At 40.4% G+C, this 21,929-nt stretch carries 19 protein-coding genes; 17 read left to right on the forward strand and 2 right to left on the reverse strand.

Features of this window, described 5'->3' with window-relative positions; all coding sequences use genetic code 11:
* Positions 1-167: 167 nt before the first annotated feature.
* The 9 genes from PS1M3_RS03845 (at position 168) to PS1M3_RS03885 (ending at position 11,066) form a co-directional block, all read left to right on the forward strand.
* Positions 168-1,469, forward strand: a complete 1,302-nt coding sequence (locus tag PS1M3_RS03845; protein WP_203986330.1) for a Xaa-Pro peptidase family protein — start codon at positions 168-170, stop codon at positions 1,467-1,469.
* A gap of 175 nt (positions 1,470-1,644) precedes the next feature.
* On the forward strand, positions 1,645-2,592 hold the full coding sequence (gene metA / locus PS1M3_RS03850; RefSeq protein WP_006791480.1) for a homoserine O-succinyltransferase: 948 nt from the start codon (positions 1,645-1,647) through the stop codon (positions 2,590-2,592).
* Positions 2,582-3,652, forward strand: a complete 1,071-nt coding sequence (locus PS1M3_RS03855; protein WP_203986333.1) for a homocysteine S-methyltransferase family protein — start codon at positions 2,582-2,584, stop codon at positions 3,650-3,652. Before metA ends, PS1M3_RS03855 begins: the two co-directional genes overlap by 11 nt.
* Before the next feature lie 10 nt (positions 3,653-3,662).
* Positions 3,663-6,296 carry a methionine synthase gene (metH, locus tag PS1M3_RS03860; RefSeq protein ID WP_203986336.1) on the forward strand — a complete coding sequence of 878 codons (2,634 nt, stop codon included), beginning with the start codon at positions 3,663-3,665 and terminating at the stop codon, positions 6,294-6,296.
* Between the two features lie 242 nt (positions 6,297-6,538).
* Positions 6,539-6,907 (forward strand): hypothetical protein, encoded by a 369-nt coding sequence (locus PS1M3_RS03865; RefSeq protein ID WP_039037748.1) that lies wholly within the window; start codon positions 6,539-6,541, stop codon positions 6,905-6,907.
* Positions 6,908-6,987: 80 nt separating this feature from the next.
* Positions 6,988-7,338, forward strand: a complete 351-nt coding sequence (locus PS1M3_RS03870; protein ID WP_203986339.1) for a hypothetical protein — start codon at positions 6,988-6,990, stop codon at positions 7,336-7,338.
* Positions 7,339-7,418: 80 nt separating this feature from the next.
* Positions 7,419-8,114, forward strand: coding sequence for an aspartate/glutamate racemase family protein (locus tag PS1M3_RS03875; RefSeq protein WP_203986342.1), 696 nt, complete (start codon positions 7,419-7,421; stop codon positions 8,112-8,114).
* Between the two features lie 196 nt (positions 8,115-8,310).
* Positions 8,311-8,808 (forward strand): (2Fe-2S)-binding protein, encoded by a 498-nt coding sequence (locus PS1M3_RS03880; RefSeq protein ID WP_064386863.1) that lies wholly within the window; start codon positions 8,311-8,313, stop codon positions 8,806-8,808.
* On the forward strand, positions 8,805-11,066 hold the full coding sequence (locus PS1M3_RS03885) for a xanthine dehydrogenase family protein molybdopterin-binding subunit (RefSeq protein ID WP_203986345.1): 2,262 nt from the start codon (positions 8,805-8,807) through the stop codon (positions 11,064-11,066). Before PS1M3_RS03880 ends, PS1M3_RS03885 begins: the two co-directional genes overlap by 4 nt.
* A gap of 66 nt (positions 11,067-11,132) precedes the next feature.
* Here PS1M3_RS03885 and PS1M3_RS03890 read toward each other — a convergent pair whose 3' ends face one another.
* Positions 11,133-11,330 carry a CsbD family protein gene (locus tag PS1M3_RS03890; RefSeq protein ID WP_002958133.1) on the reverse strand — a complete coding sequence of 66 codons (198 nt, stop codon included), beginning with the start codon at positions 11,328-11,330 and terminating at the stop codon, positions 11,133-11,135.
* 352 nt (positions 11,331-11,682) lie between these two features.
* On the opposite strand from PS1M3_RS03890, the gene PS1M3_RS03895 reads away from it, so the two are divergent.
* From PS1M3_RS03895 to PS1M3_RS03930, 8 genes are all read left to right on the forward strand, one after another.
* Entirely contained in the window at positions 11,683-13,443 is a 1,761-nt protein-coding gene (locus tag PS1M3_RS03895; RefSeq protein ID WP_203986348.1) for a DUF5666 domain-containing protein, read from the forward strand.
* Between the two features lie 59 nt (positions 13,444-13,502).
* Positions 13,503-13,994 carry a LuxR C-terminal-related transcriptional regulator gene (locus PS1M3_RS03900; protein WP_203986351.1) on the forward strand — a complete coding sequence of 164 codons (492 nt, stop codon included), beginning with the start codon at positions 13,503-13,505 and terminating at the stop codon, positions 13,992-13,994.
* 177 nt (positions 13,995-14,171) lie between these two features.
* Complete coding sequence (hrpB, locus tag PS1M3_RS03905; RefSeq protein WP_203986355.1) at positions 14,172-16,598, forward strand: ATP-dependent helicase HrpB; 2,427 nt, start codon at positions 14,172-14,174, stop codon at positions 16,596-16,598.
* Between the two features lie 94 nt (positions 16,599-16,692).
* On the forward strand, positions 16,693-17,157 hold the full coding sequence (locus PS1M3_RS03910) for a nuclear transport factor 2 family protein (RefSeq protein WP_008132346.1): 465 nt from the start codon (positions 16,693-16,695) through the stop codon (positions 17,155-17,157).
* A gap of 109 nt (positions 17,158-17,266) precedes the next feature.
* On the forward strand, positions 17,267-18,382 hold the full coding sequence (locus PS1M3_RS03915; RefSeq protein ID WP_008132345.1) for an HDOD domain-containing protein: 1,116 nt from the start codon (positions 17,267-17,269) through the stop codon (positions 18,380-18,382).
* A 9-nt stretch (positions 18,383-18,391) separates the two neighbouring features.
* The gene (locus PS1M3_RS03920) at positions 18,392-18,943 is read left to right on the forward strand and encodes a heme NO-binding domain-containing protein (RefSeq protein WP_203986358.1); all 552 of its coding nucleotides are present in this window, start codon (positions 18,392-18,394) and stop codon (positions 18,941-18,943) included.
* Positions 18,936-19,907 (forward strand): sensor histidine kinase, encoded by a 972-nt coding sequence (locus PS1M3_RS03925; RefSeq protein ID WP_008132344.1) that lies wholly within the window; start codon positions 18,936-18,938, stop codon positions 19,905-19,907. Before PS1M3_RS03920 ends, PS1M3_RS03925 begins: the two co-directional genes overlap by 8 nt.
* A gap of 98 nt (positions 19,908-20,005) precedes the next feature.
* Entirely contained in the window at positions 20,006-21,556 is a 1,551-nt protein-coding gene (locus PS1M3_RS03930; RefSeq protein ID WP_203986360.1) for a diguanylate cyclase domain-containing protein, read from the forward strand.
* A gap of 61 nt (positions 21,557-21,617) precedes the next feature.
* On the opposite strand, the gene PS1M3_RS03935 is transcribed toward PS1M3_RS03930, so the two are convergent.
* Entirely contained in the window at positions 21,618-21,833 is a 216-nt protein-coding gene (locus tag PS1M3_RS03935) for a hypothetical protein (RefSeq protein ID WP_006791468.1), read from the reverse strand.
* Positions 21,834-21,929 lie beyond the last annotated feature (96 nt).

Below are 21,929 nucleotides of genomic sequence, written 5' to 3' on the forward strand. Positions count from 1 at the left end.
CCTTCAAATAATAATAAAAATTTTAATGTTGTATTGTAGTTGTTGAGAGGTGAAACAGTCAACGAATGGCGGGTGGGAATATATCTTTATCGTTTTATCTCGTTAAATGTATAGTTTTATTTGGGTGTGCTAACGTATTTAAACCATAGTAAAAATAAGAAAAACCCATGACTATACAAAAAGTAATAATAATGTTGGCTTTGCTTACGTTATTTACCACAACCCCCAAAGCTAACGCTGTCGATTCTCCTTGGCCCGAAATAAGAAAACAAAGAATAAATAAACTCCTGCCAAACGCTTTAAAAGCAGCTAAGGTAGATGCTTGGCTTATTGTTTGTAGAGAAAATAACAACGACCCATTGGCTGACCATGTTGGCTGTGAAAACGCAGGTTCGTCAGCGGCATATTTATTTTATTTTAATAAAGGGGCGTTTCATTCGGTAGCCTACTCACCTTCAAGCGAAGCAAAAGCACTCGACGAGCTAAACATACATGAAGAAGTGATCTCGGTGCCACGCAGTGTGTCTGCGTTAAAATACGCGGCTGAGTTTATAAAAAAACAACCCTTTGAGCGTATAGCAATAAATGTCTCTGATCTTAATGCACAGGCAGATGGGTTATCGCACTCGCAATACAAGCAATTAACTAACTTATTAGGCGCAAAGCAAACAGCAAAGCTCGTATCTTCTGAAGAAGTCGTTTATCAATGGCTTTCAATTAAGTTACCTGCTGAAGTTGAAATAATGAAAGAGGCCGCAATGCTTTCAGCAACGTGGCAAATAGAGGCTTATAAAACTATTATTCCGGGTAAAACCACCGATGCCGATGTAGCTAAATTTTTAAAAGCTAAAATAAAAGCACAAGGTGTAACCGATGCATGGGCTGCCGATCAAAATCCTAACGTAAATTCAGGTCCCGATCGCGGGCATTCGCATTCTACAAATAAAGTCATTATGCCTGGCGACGTAATTCAAATTGATTTTGGCGTAAAGCTCTACAATCGCTGGGTAAGTGACATTCAGCGTTTTGCTTATGTACTTAAAGAAGGGGAAACCTCTGCACCAGCCAACATTCAGCAATATTGGATTAATGCCCGAGATAGCGGTTTTGCCGCATTTAATGCAATGAAACCCGGCGTAAGGGGTATAGACGTAGATCAAGCTCAAACCGTATTAATGAATAAATATAACTCAGAGCCTGTGCCATGGAGTACCGGCCACCCAGTAGGGTATGTTGCACACGATACCGGGCCCAATTTAGGTGGCTCTCGCAGTGCCCAAGTAAGGCCTGCTGCTCATCGTAAACTTAAAGAAGGAATGGTGTTTGCTTTTGATGGCTTTTTTAGTTGGCCTTTAAACAACACCGAGTTTAAAACCATTTCTGTTGAAGAAATGGCTGTAATTACCAAAAACGGCGCTGAGTATTTAATTCCCCCTCAGCAAAATTTAATATTAGTGGGCAATAACTAGTTCATTATTTTAAATGCAGTGAGTTAAGCCTCTTTTTAAGGGGGTGACTCATTGCTTGCCACATACTTAAGTAATAATGAATAAATTTCATTTAGACATCTATACATCTAGAGGTTGATATTTTTTGCTTTCAGTTCATAATTAGCGCAAGTTTTTATGAGTAGGAGTTAAAAATATGCCAATTACCGTAAAGGATGAGCTTCCAGCCATTGCACGTTTGCGCCAAGAAAACGTATTCGTAATGCCAAAAAGCCGTGCAAAAACGCAAGAAATCCGCCCAATGCGTTTGGCTATATTAAACTTAATGCCTAATAAAGTAGAAACCGAAGTACAGTTTATTCGCTTACTTGCAAATTCTCCTTTGCAAGTAAATGTAGAGCTGCTGCGCCTAGACACTCACCGTAGCAGTAATAACTCAGAAGAACACCTAGATACCTTTTACCGCTATTTTTCAGAGGTAAAAAATAACAATTACGATGCGCTTATAGTTACAGGCGCACCACTAGCACATTTAGAGTATGAAGATGTTGCCTACTGGGAAGAGCTTAAAGTCATTATTGATTGGGCAGAGCAACATGTTACCTCTACGTTATTTTCGTGTTGGGCGGCTCATGCAGCGCTATTCCATAGCTACAATTTAAAGCGCGACTTAAAACCCAATAAGCTGTGTGGCGTATTTACTCACCAATGCCATTTTAAACACGGGGCATTAACTCGCGGTTTTGACGATACCTTTTTAGTACCACACTCACGTTATGGACACATTGATATAAAAAAAATAAATGCGTGTGACGATCTTGTTGTATTAGCAGGCTCTGAGCGAGTGGGTGCTTACTTATTAAAAAACAAATCGGGTAGCCAAGTATTTATAACAGGCCACCCAGAATACGATGCCGACACCCTAAAAGGGGAGTACGAGCGTGATTTACAAAAAAGCCCAGATGCGCCAAAACCTGAAAACTATTTTCCCGATGATGATGCAAGCAAGCAACCGTCAAAAACGTGGCAAAGCCATGCTTTTTTACTTTTTTCGAACTGGTTAAATTACTACGTGTATCAAACCACACCGTATGATATTAATTTAGTTAGCCAAGATGTGAGGACTAACAACTATGCCGAATAATACAGCCGCCAACAAACAAGCCGAACTAAGTGAAGCGCTTAAAGAGCGTATTTTAATTTTAGACGGCGCTATGGGTACTATGATCCAAACTCATAAACTTGAAGAAGAAGACTACCGAGGCGAGCGTTTTAAAGATTGGCACGTGCTAATAAAAGGCAATAACGATTTATTAAGCCTCACCAAACCCGAGTTAATTGCCGATATACACCGCGGCTTTTTAACTGCCGGTGCAGATATTATTGAAACTAATACCTTTAACTCAACCACCATTTCGATGGAAGATTACGACATGGCAAGCATAAGCCGTGAAGTAAACCTTGAGTCGGCCAAACTCGCGCGCGCAATATGTGACGAGTTCACCGCTATAAATCCAGAAAAACCACGCTATGTAGCGGGGGTTTTAGGGCCAACATCTAAAACCTGTTCTATCTCGCCAGATGTAAACGACCCAGGTTACCGAAACGTAACGTTTGATAAGCTGGTTACTGCGTATGTAGAGTCTACCCTTGCATTAATGGAAGGCGGCGCTGATTTAATACTTATTGAAACCATATTCGACACCCTAAATGCAAAAGCAGCCTCATTCGCAGTAGAAGAAGCGTTTGAGCAAGCCGGGCGCACATTACCCGTAATGATCTCGGGCACAATTACCGATGCCTCTGGGCGTACGCTTTCGGGGCAAACAACCGAAGCATTTTATAACTCTATTCGCCATATAAAACCTATTTCGATTGGCCTTAACTGCGCCCTAGGGCCAGATTTACTGCGCCAATACGTAGAAGAGCTTTCGCGGGTATGCGAAACATTTACCTCAGTACACCCAAATGCCGGTTTGCCTAACGAATTTGGTGAGTACGACCTAGAGGCCCCTGAAATGGCAGCCGAGATTATAGATTGGGGCAAATCGGGCTTTATTAATATTGTGGGTGGTTGCTGTGGTACAACGCCTGAACATATTCGTGCGTTTGCTAAAGGGCTTGAAGGGGTAAAACCTCGCCCATTGCCAGAGCTTGATGTTCGTATGCGTTTATCAGGCCTTGAAGCCTGTAACTTAAATTAAGGAGCCGCCAATGACCCAACAAATTGCAGTATTTACCAATGTCGGCGAGCGTACAAACGTAACAGGCTCTGCCATGTTTAAACGCTTAATCATGGAAGAAGATTACGAGACCGCCCTGAATGTTGCCCGCGAACAAGTAGAAAACGGCGCCCAAGTTATTGATATAAACATGGACGAAGCCATGCTGGACTCAAAAGCGGCCATGGTGAAGTTTTTAAATTTAATTGCCTCAGAACCCGATATTTCTAAAGTACCTATTATGGTCGACTCCTCTAAATGGGAAGTAATAGAAGCAGGCCTTAAATGTATTCAAGGCAAGGCTATTGTTAACTCAATATCGCTTAAAGAAGGGGAGGAGCCGTTTAAACACCAAGCTAAAATTATTAAACGTTTTGGTGCAGCTGCTGTTGTTATGGCGTTTGATACCGACGGCCAAGCCGACACCGCAGACCGTAAATACGAAATATGTGCACGCAGCTACAAAATATTAGTAGAAGAGATTGGCTTCCCGCCAGAAGACATTATTTTTGACCCTAATATATTTGCCGTGGCCACCGGTATAGAAGAGCACGACAATTACGCCGTAGAATTTATAGAAGGCACACGCCGCATTAAGCAAAACTTACCCCACTGTAAAGTGTCGGGTGGGGTGTCTAATGTCTCGTTTTCGTTTAGAGGTAATAACCCCGTGCGTGAAGCCATTCACTCGGTGTTTTTATACCACGCAATAAAAGCGGGTATGGATATGGGTATTGTAAACGCAGGGCAACTCGCGGTTTACGACGACATCCCCGAGGAACTTCGCAAAGCAGTAGAAGATGTAATCCTTAACACCGACCCCGGTGCAGGTGAGCGCCTTGTAGAAATAGCGCCTAAGTTTTCGGGTATGGCACAAGCCGAACGCGTAGAAGATTTAGAATGGCGCACATGGCCTGTTGAAAAACGCCTAGAGCACGCTCTTGTAAAAGGCATTACCACCTTTATAGATGAAGATACCGAAGAGTGCCGCGCTGCAGCCGATAAACCTATTCACGTAATTGAAGGGCCATTAATGGATGGCATGAACGTGGTAGGGGATTTATTTGGCGCAGGTAAAATGTTTTTACCGCAAGTTGTTAAATCGGCCCGCGTAATGAAACGCGCAGTGGCCTACCTAGACCCATACATAGAAGCTGAAAAAGAAGAAGGCGCCACTAATGGTAAAGTAGTTATGGCCACCGTAAAGGGCGATGTGCACGACATAGGTAAAAACATTGTAGGCGTAGTACTGCAATGTAATAACTACGAAGTAATCGACTTAGGCGTAATGGTACCTGCCGAAAAAATACTGCAAACCGCTATTGACGAAAAAGCCGACATAATCGGCCTTTCGGGTTTAATTACCCCATCGCTTGACGAAATGGTACACGTAGCCAAAGAAATGACTCGTAGAGGTTTTGAGCTGCCGCTCATGATTGGTGGGGCAACCACCTCAAAAGCGCATACCGCAGTTAAAATAGAGCCACAGTACGACAAAGGCGTCGTGTACGTAAATAACGCCAGCCGTGCGGTAGGCGTGGTATCGAGCTTGTTATCTAAAGAGCTAAAACCAGCCTTTTTAGAAAAAACTAAAGCCGAGTACGTAAAAGTGCGCGAGCAACAAGCGCGCAAAAAGCCACGTTCAAAACCGGTTACTATACAGCGTGCCCGCGATAACGCAGCACAACTCGATTGGGATAACTACACGCCACCCGTGCCTAAAAAGCTGGGCGTGACTGAGTTTAAAAATGTATCAATCGCCACGTTGCGTAAATATATAGATTGGACCCCATACTTTATGACGTGGTCAATCGCCGGTAAATACCCGCGCATAATGGACGACGAAGTCGTTGGCGAGCAAGCACGTAGTTTATTTAAAGACGCTAACGACATGCTCGACGACCTTGAAAAGTCAGGCAGTTTGCAACCATTGGGTGTAATTGGTTTATTCCCTGCAAACCGCGTGGGCGATGACATAGAAATTTACACCGACGAAACCCGCAAAGAGCTGTTAACTACCTCATGCCATTTACGCCAGCAAACTGAAAAAACCGACTTTGCTAACTATTGTTTAGCTGACTACATTGCGCCAAAAGGTACACCTGATTACTTTGGCGCGTTTGCAGTAACGGGCGGTTTAGAAGAAGACGACTTAGCCAATGCGTTCGACGCACAGCAAGACGACTACAATAAAATAATGATTAAAGCGGTTGCCGATAGGCTCGCAGAAGCCTTTGCTGAATACCTACACGAACAAGTGCGTAAAGAGTACTGGGGATATGCACCCGATGAAAACCTGGGTAACGATGAGCTAATTCGCGAAAACTACCAAGGCATTCGCCCAGCGCCGGGTTACCCTGCGTGCCCAGAGCACACCGAGAAAAAGAAAATTTGGCAGTTACTCGATACCCAAAAACGCATTGGCATGCAGCTCACCAGCTCATATGCAATGTGGCCAGGAGCTGCTGTTTCGGGCTGGTATTTCTCACACCCAGAGGCAAAATACTACGCCGTAGCCGCTGTGCAAAAGGATCAGGTAGAAGACTACGCCAAGCGAACTAATATGACACTCGCAGAGGCAGAAAGGTGGCTATCGCCTAATTTGGGGTATGAGCCGGAATCATAGCGAAGTGGTTGAATAGTGAAGCGGTTAGTTTTTAGCTGTCAGCTATCAGTAAAAGAAAAACGAGCCAAATTAGGCTCGTTTTTTATTACGTAGCACTATCTAATATCTTTTCAAATTTAGGTAATTACTTGTTTACAATAAGTTTATTAAGTGAAATTATTGGGTGAGGAAATGGAAACCATTTTGAAGGAACCTCAAATGGTATTTGATAAGCTGTTTATACTTTATTAATAAGGGATATTATGACTAAAGAAACTATTCAATTAAATAAAACTAAACATGAATTTAGTTTTTCGACTCTGGGTTTTTTCGTAAAGCTTTTTCTGGTCGGACTTTGCGTTTTGTCACTAATTCTTGCTTCTGGAATGGTATTTATTGTTCTCAAAAAAGGGAGTGTACATCCATTTGCGCTAGTTTTGGCAGTACTTGGCCTTTGTAGTTATGCTTTTTGGCATTTATGGGCTGTATCTAAGAGAAAAGTTAATCAAATAACTACTTTAGCCATACTCAATTTATTAATAGGTGGGAATATTGCAGGCTGCGTAATAATGTTTTTTATTCGCCAATCTGCAGTTAAAGAAAGAGCTTTAATAAACAAAGAAAAGCTTTAAATACTGGTTTTTTATCTCAACCTCAATTAACGTCATTTGGTTAATTGCCTGTTTAAGTTAAAATAATTTAAAGGAATAAAATGAAATTTATACTCTGCATTATGATATGGGTTGCAAGCTCATTATTGGCATACGCTCAGCCTATAGAAACAGTCACTGCACAAAATGAGCAAAGTGAAGAAATTATGCTATTAACTAAAAAGGTCAACGAGTTAGAAAATGAGTTATCGAGCTTGTCTTACGACACAGAAAAGTTAGAAGAGGAATTTAATCGTAGTGTATTGGCTGTATTATTTTTTGCTTTTTTCAGTGCTTGGTGGGCTAAATCTACAGGCCGAAGTGCTTTACTTTGGTTTGTTCTTGGTATTTTCTTTAATTTTATTACCGCTATTGTAATCGTTTGTAAAACCGAAAGAGGCATTAAAAAATAGCTATAGCTTACTCCCTCAGCTAATTAAGATACCTTGGGATAACTGCTTAGTTTTTTTTAGTAAACTAAAAAGGCAATTTTATGAAAACGATTGGCATGCTTGGTGGTATGAGTTGGGAGTCAACCACTAGTTATTACAAAGCGTTAAACTTGGGTGTAAAAAATGCGTTGGGCGGGCTACATAGTGCCAAAGTTTTTATGATGAGTGTTGATTTTGCCGAAATTGAAACGATGCAGCATCAAGGTGATTGGCAACAAACAGCTAAGTTACTTACCGAGGCGGCTAAATCGGTAGAGGCTGGTGGGGCTGATTTTTTACTTATTTGCACAAACACCATGCACAAAGTGGCTGACCATATCGCCAGCAATATTAGTATTCCTATTTTGCATATTGCCGATGCTACCGCAGATCAGTTAAAACACGATAAAATAACGCGAGTAGGGTTGCTGGGCACGCAATTTACAATGGAGCAAAACTTTTACAAAGGGCGGTTAACCGATAGGCATAACATTGAAGTGTTAATACCCGAGCCTAATGAGCGAGCGCGTGTTCACGACATAATTTACAATCAGTTATGCCAAGGTATTATTAATGATGAAGCCCGAGCTGAGTTTATAAATATTATTGAGCGTATGTTTGAAAAAGGTGCACAGGCTATTGTTTTAGGCTGTACTGAAATTGCCTTATTGGTAGAGCCGCAACATACAACGGTGCCCCTTTACGATACCACCCAAATTCATGCACAGGCCGCGGTTAAATTAGCACTAACTAAATAACTGACATTTAGTTTATACATAAAACCGCCATAGGGCGGTTTTTATGTTTAGCGACTTACCAAAGCTTATTAAAGCCACTTACCGATAAAAATTTCAATAAATCAATCCTAAGTGGTAGGCTAAAAAAGTAGCAAGTATTCAAACCGTTCTCGCGCAACAAGGCATTCCTTTAAAGCGCTTTGCCAAGGAGTTAAATATGATCACGCTAACCGTTAATGGTAATAAACATGAGTTTACAGGCGATCCGTCAACGCCGGTGCTTTGGTATCTTCGAGATGAATTAAATTTAACCGGGCCTAAATTTGGCTGTGGTATGGCGCAATGTGGTGCATGTACCATACATATTGATGGCGTAGCGCAGCGCTCGTGCATATTACCGGTATCGGCTGTGGCAGGGCGTGCTATTACCTCTATTGAAGGGCTAAGCGAGCAGGGCGACCACCCCGTACAAAAAGCCTGGGTTGAGCATAAAGTGCCGCAGTGTGGGTTTTGTCAGTGCGGGCAAATAATGCAAGCGGCAAGCTTATTAGCCGCTAACCCCAACCCCACTGATGATGAAATAGTGAGTAATATGTCGGGCAATATTTGCCGTTGTGGCACGTATCCGCGTATTCATAAAGCAATTAAGTCGGCGGCTAAAACCATTGCGGGCGTTGAATATTTTGACCCTAATGAACAAGGGGAACAAGTATGAAAAACGACAATACGTACTTTGACCTAAACCGTCGCCAATTTTTAAAAACCAGCGCAATAGGCGCATTAGTATTAGGCACTTATTTTGTAGGCAGTGCACCAAAAGCGTTTGCAGGCGTGTTAGAGCAGCCCTCTGAGCAAGCAAAACGTGCTAACTTATTTATAGCACTGCGCCCCGATGGCATGGTTGAAATAACCTGTCACCGCTCTGAAATGGGCCAACAAATTCGTACCGCTATTGCCCAAATTGTGGCAGACGAAATGGAAGCCTCGTGGGACAAAGTAGTGGTTATTCAAGGTAAGGGCGACCCTAAATATGGGGATCAAAATACCGATGGTTCGCGCAGTATTCGCTACAACATGCAGCGCCTGCGCGAAATGGGCGCAAGCGTACGCTACATGATGCAGCATGCAGCTGCTAAATATTGGAAAGTTGAGCCACACACCTGTACAGCTAATCAGCACGTGGTTACCCACAGCTCGGGTAAAACGCTGGCTTATAAAGATTTAATTGACTTAGCACTTGGCGTTACCCCGCCAGAGCCTGACAAGTTAACAATTAAAACACGTAAAGAATGGCGCTATATAAATACCGGTATGGCGCACATAGATTTAACCGATTTAGTAACCGGTAAAGCCACATTTGCTGCCGACGTACGCGAGCCAAAAGCGCTGGTGGCTATGATTGAGCGCCCGCCGGTAGTAGGTGGTGTGATTAAATCGTTTGATGCCAGCGCCGCTAAAGCAATTAATGGCGTAGTTGATATTATTGAAATGCCTGTACCAAAAGGCGCGCCGCAATTTCAGCCAAAAGGCGGCATTGCTATTGTTGCTAAAAATACCTGGGCTGCATGGCAGGCGCGTAAAGCACTAAAAATAGTGTGGGTTGATGGTAAAAACGGCGATTATAATTCAGAAAACTTTAAAAAGTCGTTATTACAAACAGTAAGTGAGCCGCAAGCGCATGTGCGCGAAAAAGGCGATACCATGGGCGTGTTGGCTAAATCGAGCAATAAGCTTGTAGCCGACTATTACGCGCCGCACTTAACTCAAGCACCCATGGAGCCACCTTGCGCCACGGCAATGTACAATAAAGACAGTGTAGATATTTGGGCTGCAACGCAAAACCCGCAAGCCGATATGAAAACTGTGGCTGCATTACTGGGTATGGACGAGAGTAAAATTAACGTGCATGTCACCATGTTAGGTGGCGGATTTGGGCGTAAATCAAAACCTGATTTTTCAGCAGAGGCCGCCTACATTTCAATGAAAACTGGAAAACCTATTCGCGTTCAGTGGACGCGAGAGGATGATATTCAGCACAGTTTTTATCATGCGGTATCGGCTCAACATATTGAAGCTTCACTCAATGAAAAAGGTAATATTGAGGCTTACTTACATCGCACGGCGTTTTCGCCAATTATGTCTACCTTTCAAGAGGGAGCATCTGCACCTGGTGGCTTTGAGCTAGACCTAGGTTTTACTGATAATCCAATTTTAGCACCCAATATGAAACTGGAACGAGGTGAAGCACCAGCAAAAGCCCGAATAGGCTGGATGCGCTCGGTCACAAATATTTTTCATGCGTTTGCCGTGCAGTCATTTATAAATGAGGCTGCCCACAAGGCGGGTAAAGACTCAAAAGATTATTTATTGGAAACCATTGGGCCAGCGCGTACTATCGATTTTGCAAACCAGAACGCAAACTATAATAACTACGGTGGCGATAAAGCGGTTTATCCACTTGAAACAAGCCGTTTGCGTCATGTTATTGAAAAAGCAGCGAGTATGGCAAATTGGGGGAGAACACTTCCAAAAGGGCGCGGCTTAGGTATTGCTGCGCACCGCAGCTTTTTAACCTATGTGGCTACTGTGGTTGAGGTAGAGGTATCGGACGCTGGTGATTTAAACGTGATTAAATCGTGGGTGGCTATTGATGCGGGTACGGTAGTAAACACCGATACCGTTAAAAACCAAACGCAAGGTGGTTCTATTTACGGTATTACCACTGCTATTAGCGACGGTATTACCTTTGATAAAGGTCGCGTACAGCAAAGTAATTTTCATGATTACCGCGTACCGCGTATGAGCGATTCACCTTTAGAGGTAGAAGTAGAAATAATACAAAGCGATGCCCCACCTGCAGGTGTAGGCGAGCCCGCAACACCTGTTTATGCACCCGCATTGTGTAACGCTATTTTTGCCGCTTGTGGTAAGCGCATTAGGCAACTGCCTATAGGTAACCAATTAAAAGTGTAAATAGCGTACTTTTTAGCCATTAAACAAAAAAAACCGCCAAATGGCGGTTTTTTTAGAAGTTAGCGATTAGTGAGTTTTTTCAAACTCATCAACTTCACGCTCTGCTTCTTCTTTAGATTTACCATACTGCTGCTGGATTTTACCCACTAGCTCTGTACGGCTACCTTCAATTTTGTCTAAATCGTCGTCAGTAAGATCGCCCCATTTTTGTTGCGCCTTACCTTTAAGTTCGTTCCAATTACCTTTCATACGATCGCTGTTCATAAGTTTATCCTTACTTTAGGTTAGTGAATTGACTGTCAGTTATAAAGTAGCAAGCCTTGTACCAAGAGATAATAATGAATTTATTGTTCTTATTATTAGTTGGTTATATTTTTATGTTAGGTGGTATTGTTTTTGGTGTTGAGTTTTTATTAAAAATTATACATAGCAGTATGTAATTATTTCTTAATTTTACTATTAAATATTTTATCTGATTTTATTTTTAAAAACATAATGTTAGGAGGGGTAGGTATAATTACCTATTTACTAATGGCTTATATAGGTCAATAGTTCTAATTGAAGTATCTATGCAGTATGTATAAAGTATATACAATTAACCTCTAGGATTATTAGTATGAAAAAAATGAATAAACATATATTCACCACTTTTAGTGCGCTTACCATATTAACCGCGTGTGGTGGTTCTGAGCAAAAAGAGCAGCCAATACTTGATGCTGTTAATTCATCGCTTGAGTCTGTTTCACCTAAGCTTGTTGTAACCCAAGGTGTGATCACGGGCTTTGGCAGTATTTATGTTGATGGTGTTAAGTACAATACAGACACAAGTAACATAATGAAAAATGGTTTAAGCACTCAATTAAGCGCGCTTAGTGTTGGTATGAAAATTAGTTTTTCAGCACAAGAAAATGATTCAGGCGAATGGATTGCCCAAGATGTTGAATACGATACCGAAATTGAAGGCACTATACAAAGTATTGACCGCAGCACAGGCCAACTACTGATAGCTAATACGGTTGTCTATTATAACGACCTAACTCACTTTATTGATACGTCAGAGGCGCTCATTAGTGTGGGTCAAAGGGTTGAAATAAGTGGTTACCCGCAAGCAGATGGTACTTTTTTAGCGTCGTACATTGAGGCCGATACGGATGTAAATAATGACGATCATGAATACACGGCAGGCATTGTGTCGAATTTAGATGAAGCCGCATTACAGTTTACTATTAACAATGTAGTGATTGACTACAGCTCAGCCGTACTTGATGGCTTATTGACAAACGATACCTACGTAAAAGTAGAGGGTAATTTACTTGGCGATGTTATGGTGGCAACAGAGGTTGATGCCAGAACAGTTGAAGAGTCATTAGATGTTGATGACGATAGCGTACTACGATACGAAATCGAGGGGTTAATTACGCAAATCAGCGCAACGTCTATGGGAGTTAATGGTCAAGTGTTTGACTTTGCTGATAATATTGACGTTGAAGGCACATTACTTAATGATTTAACCGTGGGTATGTTTGTTGAGGTTTACATTAATAACAATCAAGTCACTTCGGTTGAACTAAAACGCCCAGACTACTCGTCAGACGGAAAAGTAAAAGGCATTATTGAAGATATAGATTCTGTTAATAAAACGATTACTGTTAATGGTGTGGTATATGCAATTAACGAATTTAGCCGATTTGAAGACGATGACGAGCAATACTTTAATTTTGATTCTTTAAATATTAACGATTACGTTGAGATAGCTTATTTGAACACGTCGCCGCTTTTAAGTGTTTTAAAAATAGAAAAAGAAGATCAAGACGAATATAACCAAGAATGGGAAATGAAAGGGCAGGTAACTGCTATTTTAAGCAATTCAATCACAGTTAACGGCGCTGAAATACAGCTAGATGCCAATGCAAAATACATTATTAATGATGTATTGGTTTCGTTAGAAACATTTTTAGCACAGCTTGTTGTGGGTGATCGTGTTGAAATTGAAGGTCAATACGATGCAAATAATGTGTTTGTACTTGGTAAAGTTGAACTTGAGAATGATGACGGTGATGACGGTGATGACGGTGATGACGGTGATGACGGTGATGACGGTGATGACGGTGATGACGGTGATGACGGCGACAATGGCGACCATATCGGTGGCTATGTTGAATTTGAAGGAACAGTCACTGAGCTTTTAACTGCAAACAGCTTTATGATTAATGGCTATGAAGTACGACTCTCTGCAAATGCAGAATTAGAGCTTAATGACCGAGATGTAAATTTAACAACCTTTATGGCGGCATTAACTGTTGGCAGTATTATCGAAATTGAAGGTCAATGGGTCGGTAATCAATACATACTTGCCTCTGAGGCTGAGCTAGAGTAATTAGATGTACTATAATAACTAAGCCACATTATTGTGGCTTTTTTAATGGCTGGGTGAAAATGCATAAAGACAAACTGATTTCTTTTACATTAATTTTAATCGTTATTTTTAAATTGATTGATTTATCAATAGATATTTTAAGCAATGTGGAACCTGTGCATATTTGGCAAGAGATCATGTTAATTGTGTTATCGCTAGCCTTGTTCGTTTATTTGATGATTGATATTCACAGGCGTACTACCAATGAAAAGTTAAATTTGGCACAGTTAACGGTTTCGAAAGAAAATATTAGGCTGCTTAATCAGCAATTAGAAAATTCAAAAGTCGTATTTTTTAATGAAATTAAAATGCAGTTCCAAAAGTGGGGATTAACGGCGACTGAAAAAGAAATTGCACTATTGTTGATAAAAGGATTATCAACATCAGAAATTGCTAGCATTAGAAAAAAGTCAGAAAAAACTATAAGTAATCAATCATCTGCTATTTATAAAAAAGCAGACGTATCTGGGAGACATGAGCTGGCAGCCCTCTTTTTTGAGATGTTACTTTAAGAGATTTTAAAATTAGTAAGCTAAAATTTTCATTCATTGAGAGAGTCGATGAAAGTTAGTTACTATTTAATTTGATAGTGCTTTACGCCTATAGTCATCAAATACTAATAATATGAATCGCCGTCGCACGATTATTTTTTGCTACAATGCCTGCAAAGCAATTTTGGGTAAATAGCAGTGCTGCCGGTTCAAAACATATATCAACAACTCGTAACTACATTACAAAGCAATCCTATAACGTTATTACAAGCACCGCCTGGTGCAGGTAAATCAACATGGTTGCCGCTACAGCTTATGCGCGACAGCCATTTTAAACGTATTGTAATGCTGGAGCCGCGCCGCTTAGCAGCACGTAATATTGCCAATTACTTAGCACAGTGCCAAAACGAAAAAGTGGGCCAGAGTGTTGGTTTGCGAGTACGCGGCGAGAGTAAAGTAAGCAGTAATACGCGCCTTGAAATAGTCACCGAGGGCATGCTTACCCGCATGCTACAAAACGACCCTGAATTAAGCGACATTGATTTACTGATATTTGATGAGTTTCATGAACGCTCAATTGCAGCCGATACCTCCCTGGCCTTTGCTTTAGAGACCCAAAGTGCACTGCGTGACGATTTAACCATACTACTTATGTCGGCCACCCTTGATACCGAGCGCTATAAACAATTTTTTGATTGCCCAGTTATACAATCAAGCGGGCGAAGCTACCCCATAGACGAAGTATATATACCCATAAAAGATGAAAGTCGATGGTTAGATGCTATTCCCTCTTTAATAAAACAAGCACTAAAAGAGCAAAGCGGCAGTGCGCTGGTGTTTTTGCCTGGGCAATTTGAAATATTACGCGTACAACAGGCCCTTAATGATTTGCCAAGTAATTGCCTAGTTGTCACGTTATTTGGCGAGCAAGATAAAGACAATCAGCAAGCGGCGATTGCTCCTGCGCCTGAGGGTATGCGCAAAATAGTGCTTACCACCAATGTAGCCGAAACCAGCTTAACCATTGAAGGCATTCGCATTGTTATTGATAGCGGTAAACGCCGCGCAGCGAGCTATAACTTAAGAACAGGTGTAACAGAGCTTACAACACAAAGTATATCGCGCTCCTCTGCCGTGCAGCGTGCAGGGCGTGCAGGGCGAATAGAACCCGGTGTTGTTTACAGGCTTGGCTCAAAGCAAACCTTTGAGCGACGTAATAGTCACGATAGCCCCGAAATACTCACCTCAGACATAAGCCAACTTATGCTTGAAGCAAAACAGTGGGGCGCAAATATTAGCGAACTCACCTTGCTTGATACGCCAACAGCGCAGCAATGCACACAAGCAATGAGCTTACTAACTATGCTTGAAGCCATCGACGGCAAAGGCAAGCTAACCAAGTTGGGCAGCAACATGCTGGGTTTTGGGGCGGATATTCGCTTAGCGCATATGCTTTTAAAAGCGCAGGCGCTTGAGATAGAACTCCCTGGTATTTACCGTTTAGCACTTTATTTAGTGGCGCTGCTTGAGAGCCGAATAAACACCGCCAACGAGCTAAGCTTGGCGCTACATAGCCAACAGCAAAGGCCACACCCAGTATTTAAACAGCAGTTAAAATACTGGCAAAGCCGTTTAAAAGTAACCGACAGTAACAGTGAGCTAAACACCGAGTATTTAGGTTTGCTGGTGGCATTAGCTTACCCCGATCGCATTGCAAAAAAACGCGGTAATGGCTACTTACTTGCCAATGGTGCGGGCGCTGATTTAAACACCGATTACTGGCATAACGATGACTACCTTGCTATTGCAAGCATGGGCGGCCATAAAGGCACGCGTATTTTTGCAGCCACCGCACTTAGCCCATTTGAGCTAAAAGATTACTTACCGCATTTGTTTACTACGCTTGCCCGCTGTGAGTTTGATGAAAAAACCGCGCGCTTTATCCATCAAGACGAAGTAAAGCTCGGCGCCATTACGCTTACAAGCCAACCAAGTAAGCAAAAGCTTGATAAAACCGAGCGCGCCAAAGCGTGGCTTAATTTATTTACTAAACACGGCTTTGCATTATTTAATGAACAACCCGATGCGCAGCAATTATTAATACGCATGAGTTTAGCTAGTCAGTTTATGCCAGATACGTTCCCGGCAATAAGCGAGCAGCAACTTATCGAAACAGCTGATGATTGGTTAGGCGTATATTTACAGGATATAAAAACGCTGGAGCAGCTTAAAAAGTTTAACTACTTTGAAGCACTGCAAAATTGTTTTGACTGGACACAGCAAACAGCCCTAAAAACGCTGTTACCGCTTAGGTTAACGGTACCGAGTGGCTCAAATATAAAAATTAATTACCAGCTAGATGGCCCCGCAAAACTTAGCGTGCGCATGCAAGAAGTGTATGGCTTAACAAGTACGCCAATGCTTGCAAATGGCAAGCTGCCACTGCTTATGGAATTACTCTCACCAGGTAAGCGTTCTTTACAACTTACGCAAGATCTTGCGCACTTTTGGGCTAGTAGTTATCGCGATGTACAAAAAGAAATGAAAGGACGTTACCCCAAGCATTTTTGGCCCGACGATCCAGCCAACAGCGTGGCAACCAATAGAGTAAAAAGCAAAATGTAGGTTTATTAACTTAAAAGTATTTGTTTTATTTTTGAGCATATGAATATAGTGTACCTATAAATAAATCAATACTTTTAACTACAAGGAAGAAGTGATGAAGCGACTATTTACATTTGGTTTGCTATTAGTGAGTACCTTTTTGGTTGATGCTGAAGAGGCACTGGACTTAAACAAATTTGCACAGCATTACTACAGCGCCATGACCGCAACGCAAGCGCCTAACGCAAGTGAAAAAGAGCTTGAAGCCTACCTTAGCTTATTAACGGACGATGTTGGCAGTCAGCACATACCGTATCAAGTAGATGACTCTCGCACTGCCGAAGGCAAAAAACTAATGCGCAAAGGCATGAGCTTTTACTTAGGCGCGCATACCCACTATGAAAGTGAGCTACTCAATACTTTTATATTTAACGATAGCGGTTTTGCGATTCGTTATAAAAACCACGCTAAAGGCATTCACCCACAAAGTAAGCAGCCAATTGAGTACACATCAGTAATGATGGAAGTAATAGAAGTTGAAAACGGTAAAGTGGCGATGATCCGTAAATATCATGAATAAAACCATGCATTTACTTTTTATTAATTAGCGCCTTTGAAAGTAGGGGTATTGATAAAAATATACTACGCTTTAATTATAAACTAGTACGTTATAGCTTTAGGTGTAGTAGATGCATGATTTAAAAATCAATATTCTTATTATTGATGACGACGAACTGCTGTTACGTGCGTTAATACGCACGCTTAACCGTTTATGCCCCAGTGCTTATGTGCACACAGTTCAAGTTGCTACTCAATTTGAACAGCAAATAAATAACAACGCCTTACCTGATATTATTTTTTGTGATTCGATGATGCAACTTCCCACGGGGAAAAACGTTTTAGAACAAGCTAAAGAGCTCTGCCCATCTGCGCTTAGGTGTTTATTAACAGGTGATATGAGTGGGAATTACCAGCTACAATTAAATAATGTAATCCATTTTCACCTAGTTAAGCCTTTTGCTCAGTCACATTTAGAGAGCGTAATAAATAGTGCTGTTGTTTTAAAAACACTTCCTATTAGCGGTGAGCATCGCATTATTTTAGGGCAACTCTCTGAGCTTCCGTTTTTAGGTGAGGTAACGCAAAACCTACTCAATGAGCTCAATAAAAGCGAGCCTAATATTTCTATTTTAGAAAAAGATGTTAGGCACGATCCTTTACTGGCTGGTAAAGTTTTACAAATTGCTAACTCGGCTTTTATGGGGTTTGATAGTAGCACCTCAAGTGTAAAAGAAGCGATTGTAAGGATTGGCTTAATAAACCTCAGAGCAATCGTGGTTTTTTCAGAGTTATCTCATCAGTTACTTAGTAAAAATAAACAAAAAGCAATTAATCACTTAATAGACAAAGGCTATAAAAAAGCAGAGTTATCGCAATCGTTAGCAAAATATATAAAGCAAGATCGCCAAACTCAATTACTCGCATGTGCTGTAGGGTTATTAAGTGTTATAGGTGAGTTAATTATAACGAGTGATCCTCATGGCGACTTAGATAACGAAGTTGTACCTAAGTTTGTGTTAAGTGCTTATTTACTGGCGCTTTGGGGGTTTGACCAAAAAATAGTCGATGCGCAATTGATTGATGAATTACCCTCACAAAAAAGCATATCATTAACCGTGATTCACATGATTGTTGAACATGTGTTTTGCAATAATGCGTTTAACTTTAATCTTGAAGAGTTTGATTTTATAGATGACTTAGCGCTATTTCCCGACATAGAGCAATGGTGGTTAAGTAATAAATAAGGATAAAACATGAAAGGCATAATTTTTAGAGGCTTAGAGGCACTGGTTATTGAAAAGTGCGGTATGGCGGCATGGGATGAGTTACTTGAAAAAAACGCCCCTGATGGCCGTGTGTATATTTCTGCACAAAGTTACCCAGATGAAGAGATAATTGGTTTAGCCCAGGATGAAGCGACAGCCCTATCGATGACTATGCCCGAAGTATTAAAAGCATTTGGTGAGTATTTGTTTGGCCACTTAAACAGAAGCCACCCAACGGTTGCGAAAGGCTTTAATAGTTTTGCAGAGTTAATAATGGGGATTGATAAGGTCATTCATGTTGAAGTCGCTAAGCTATACCATGAACCAAACCTACCAGAAATAGAGTCTAAACTGATTGAAGATGGATTTATTTTAATGCATTACCGTTCTAAAAGGCAGTTATGTATGTGCGCAGAAGGGCTTATTTATGGTGCGGCTTCGCACTACGGTATTGATGTTTCTTTAAACCATGTTGAATGTATGCACGACGGCTTTGACAAGTGCGTTATTGAAGTGAAGTATGAGGCTTTAAATGGCTGAAGACGACTATAACTACAAAAAAGCGTATTTGCGTGAAAAAGCGGCAAGAGATCAGTTAGAAGTTTTACTTGAAGATAAAACACGTAAGTTATTTTGCGCTAATCAAGAGTTAAAAGAAAAGCTGAGCATGCTAAAAAGCCAGCAGGTAACCATAATGCAAACCGATAAAATGGCAACACTCGGTACGTTATCGGCAGGCGTAGCACATGAAATAAATAACCCGCTTGCTTATGTAATGAGTAATGTAGAAAGCATTAAGTACTTTAAACCAACACTTCATTCATTAATGCAGATATCTAAGCAGTTCATAGATAAGTCTATCTCGGCTTCAGAGCTTGAAGCACAATTGGTTAAGCTCGACCAAGAAACGAATATAGATTTTATTTTAGAAGATTTAGATGAACTGCTCGGCGACACTCATGAGGGACTTCAACGTATCGCTGCCATAGTAAATAATTTGCTTAACTTTGCCAGACCGAAAAATAACTTATTGGCTATGGCTGATATTACTGAGTCATTAAATGGTGCCATTAAGTTACTCGCCAATCAGCTAAAAAGTTGTCAGGTGGAATGTGATTATGAAGAGCTGCCATTGAGTTATTGTAATTTATCGGCAATTAACCAAGTGTTTGTAAATATACTGCTAAATGCAAAATATGCGTGTGATTTAGTTGATGGCAAGCAAGGTAAAATAGTCATCAAGTTATTTTCAGACGAAAAAAATATTTATATTGAAATTGCTGATAATGGCTGTGGAATGGACGAGCAAACTAAAAGCCATATTTTTGAACCATTCTATACAACAAAACCAGTAGGGAAGGGAACGGGGATGGGAATGGCCATCGTTTATAACGTGCTAAAAGAGCATAATGGTTCAATTGAGGTAGAAAGTGAGCTTGGCGAAGGTACGCTAATGCGCTGTACTATGCCAATAACATTAATGCCGGAATCATCATTAAACTAGTTATATTGGCGCAGAATAAACCCAAGCACACTTAAAAAACTATAGATAAGCGCTATTTATAAAATTAATTAAGCTACTTCAGACCCTGGGGACTAATAATGACATTAAGATTTTTTGTAATAATAGGTACCTTAATCTTAATGTGCTTTGTGACTAGCTTATTGGTCAGCTATCGATATTTTTTTACGCTACCAGCAATAAATGAAAACATTAAAGACTACCAAAATAGAGAGCTATTAAGCCTAGAAATTGCTTTAAACAGAGAGTTTGTTTTCTTAAAAACCCTAAATTACGATTATTCGGTGTGGGATGACTCTTACGATTACATGACGAGCTTTGATAAAGACTATATTGAGTCAAATTATGTGGACGATACCTTTAAATCACTCAAAATAGATGGTGTATTTATTTACGACATGAACTTTAAACAAGTTTATGGGCATACTTTTGATTACATTCAGGAGCAATCCTTTGAGCTGCCAGAATTTGATCTAAATACTCATTTACCTAACCGTACTATCCTACCTTATAAAAAAAATACGTCAGAACGCTTTGGTTTTTTAAGTACAGAGCATGGTCCTGTTATGTTTGCATCGCACGTAATTCAACGAACAAATAAAACAGGAGAGCCTGTTGGTAGTATTGTTTTTATTAAAAAAGTAAGGGAGTCACAATTTGCTAAAATGGCAGAAATGGCACAAGTAAAGCTAAGCTACACTTTAATAAACAAAGACAGCGCACCACAAAAAGCAGTTGCTCTTAGTGATGGAATTCAAAATGAGGAAATAGCCACAGAGCGCCAAAGGACATTATTAGATATAAATGGTAACCCAATTTTGCTTATGGATATTAAGCATCATCACCAGCGTATCCCCGTTTTATTTGACCAATACTTAATAATTATTTTGTTAATGTTTTTTATTGTCTCACTAATTGGCTTTTACATAGTTAATCGCTTTTTTATTACACCATTAATTAATGGTGCATCGGCAATCAATTTAATGTTACTTAAAAATGACCTTCAACCGCTTCATTTTAAAAATCAGTTTTTAGAAATGCGTGTACTTATAAATGGTTTTAATTCCTTAATAAAAGAGGTCAAAAAACAAAACGAACAACTTGAAAAAATAAGTAAAATAGACGAGTTAACGCAAATTTATAACCGACGTGCCTTTGAAGAAATTTACACATTACAGTGGCATGATGCCCACAATCAAAAAACAACGTTGGGATTAATGCTAATTGATGTTGATTACTTTAAGTTGTACAACGACTGTTATGGTCATCAAGAAGGAGATAGTGCCTTACAAGCACTATGTCGTGTTTTAAAAGAAACCGCCAAATCAAATAATGGTATAGCAGCACGCTATGGAGGTGAGGAATTTATAATGCTGTTTAACCAGCTTTCGTTTGAGCAATTTGAACTAATATCTCAACAATTACGAAAAAATGTAAATGCGCTTAAATTACCTCACAAAGGCTCTAAAGTAAGTGATGCTTTAACTATAAGTGTAGGCTGTGCTTTTGCAACGGCAAAGGCTATGGATAATGAAAGCATCACAGCCAAATCATTAATTAAAGATGCAGACGTTATGCTGTACGAGGCAAAAAACACCGGAAGAGATAGAGCCTTAATTAAATCAATATAATTAAACCACCATCGCGAATTGTTACTATTAATGCTAAAAGTTTAATACATATTACGCTGCGCTAAACTTCTTTTCCTCCATGTTGCTCGGCTAAATCATCAAGTTCGGCAATGGTATAATCGAAGCCTGTTTCGTCGTAATCATAGCTTACTTTTACGCTATCACCTCCATTAAAAAGACGTGTTTTAACATCGTTCACTGGCCAGTTTTTTAACTCATGTAAAAAACGGTTGGCCACTTGCGATGATTCAAAACGATAACTAATTTCTGTTTTCATGTGTGAGTCTCTGGCTGTTTAACCCCCGTAGTTTGTGCAATTTTGAACGTTAGTCAAGTTTCGATTACAAAAAATAAAAGGAAAAAATGTAAATTT

The organism is Pseudoalteromonas sp. PS1M3 (assembly GCF_016865405.1).
Taxonomy (GTDB): domain Bacteria; phylum Pseudomonadota; class Gammaproteobacteria; order Enterobacterales; family Alteromonadaceae; genus Pseudoalteromonas; species Pseudoalteromonas marina.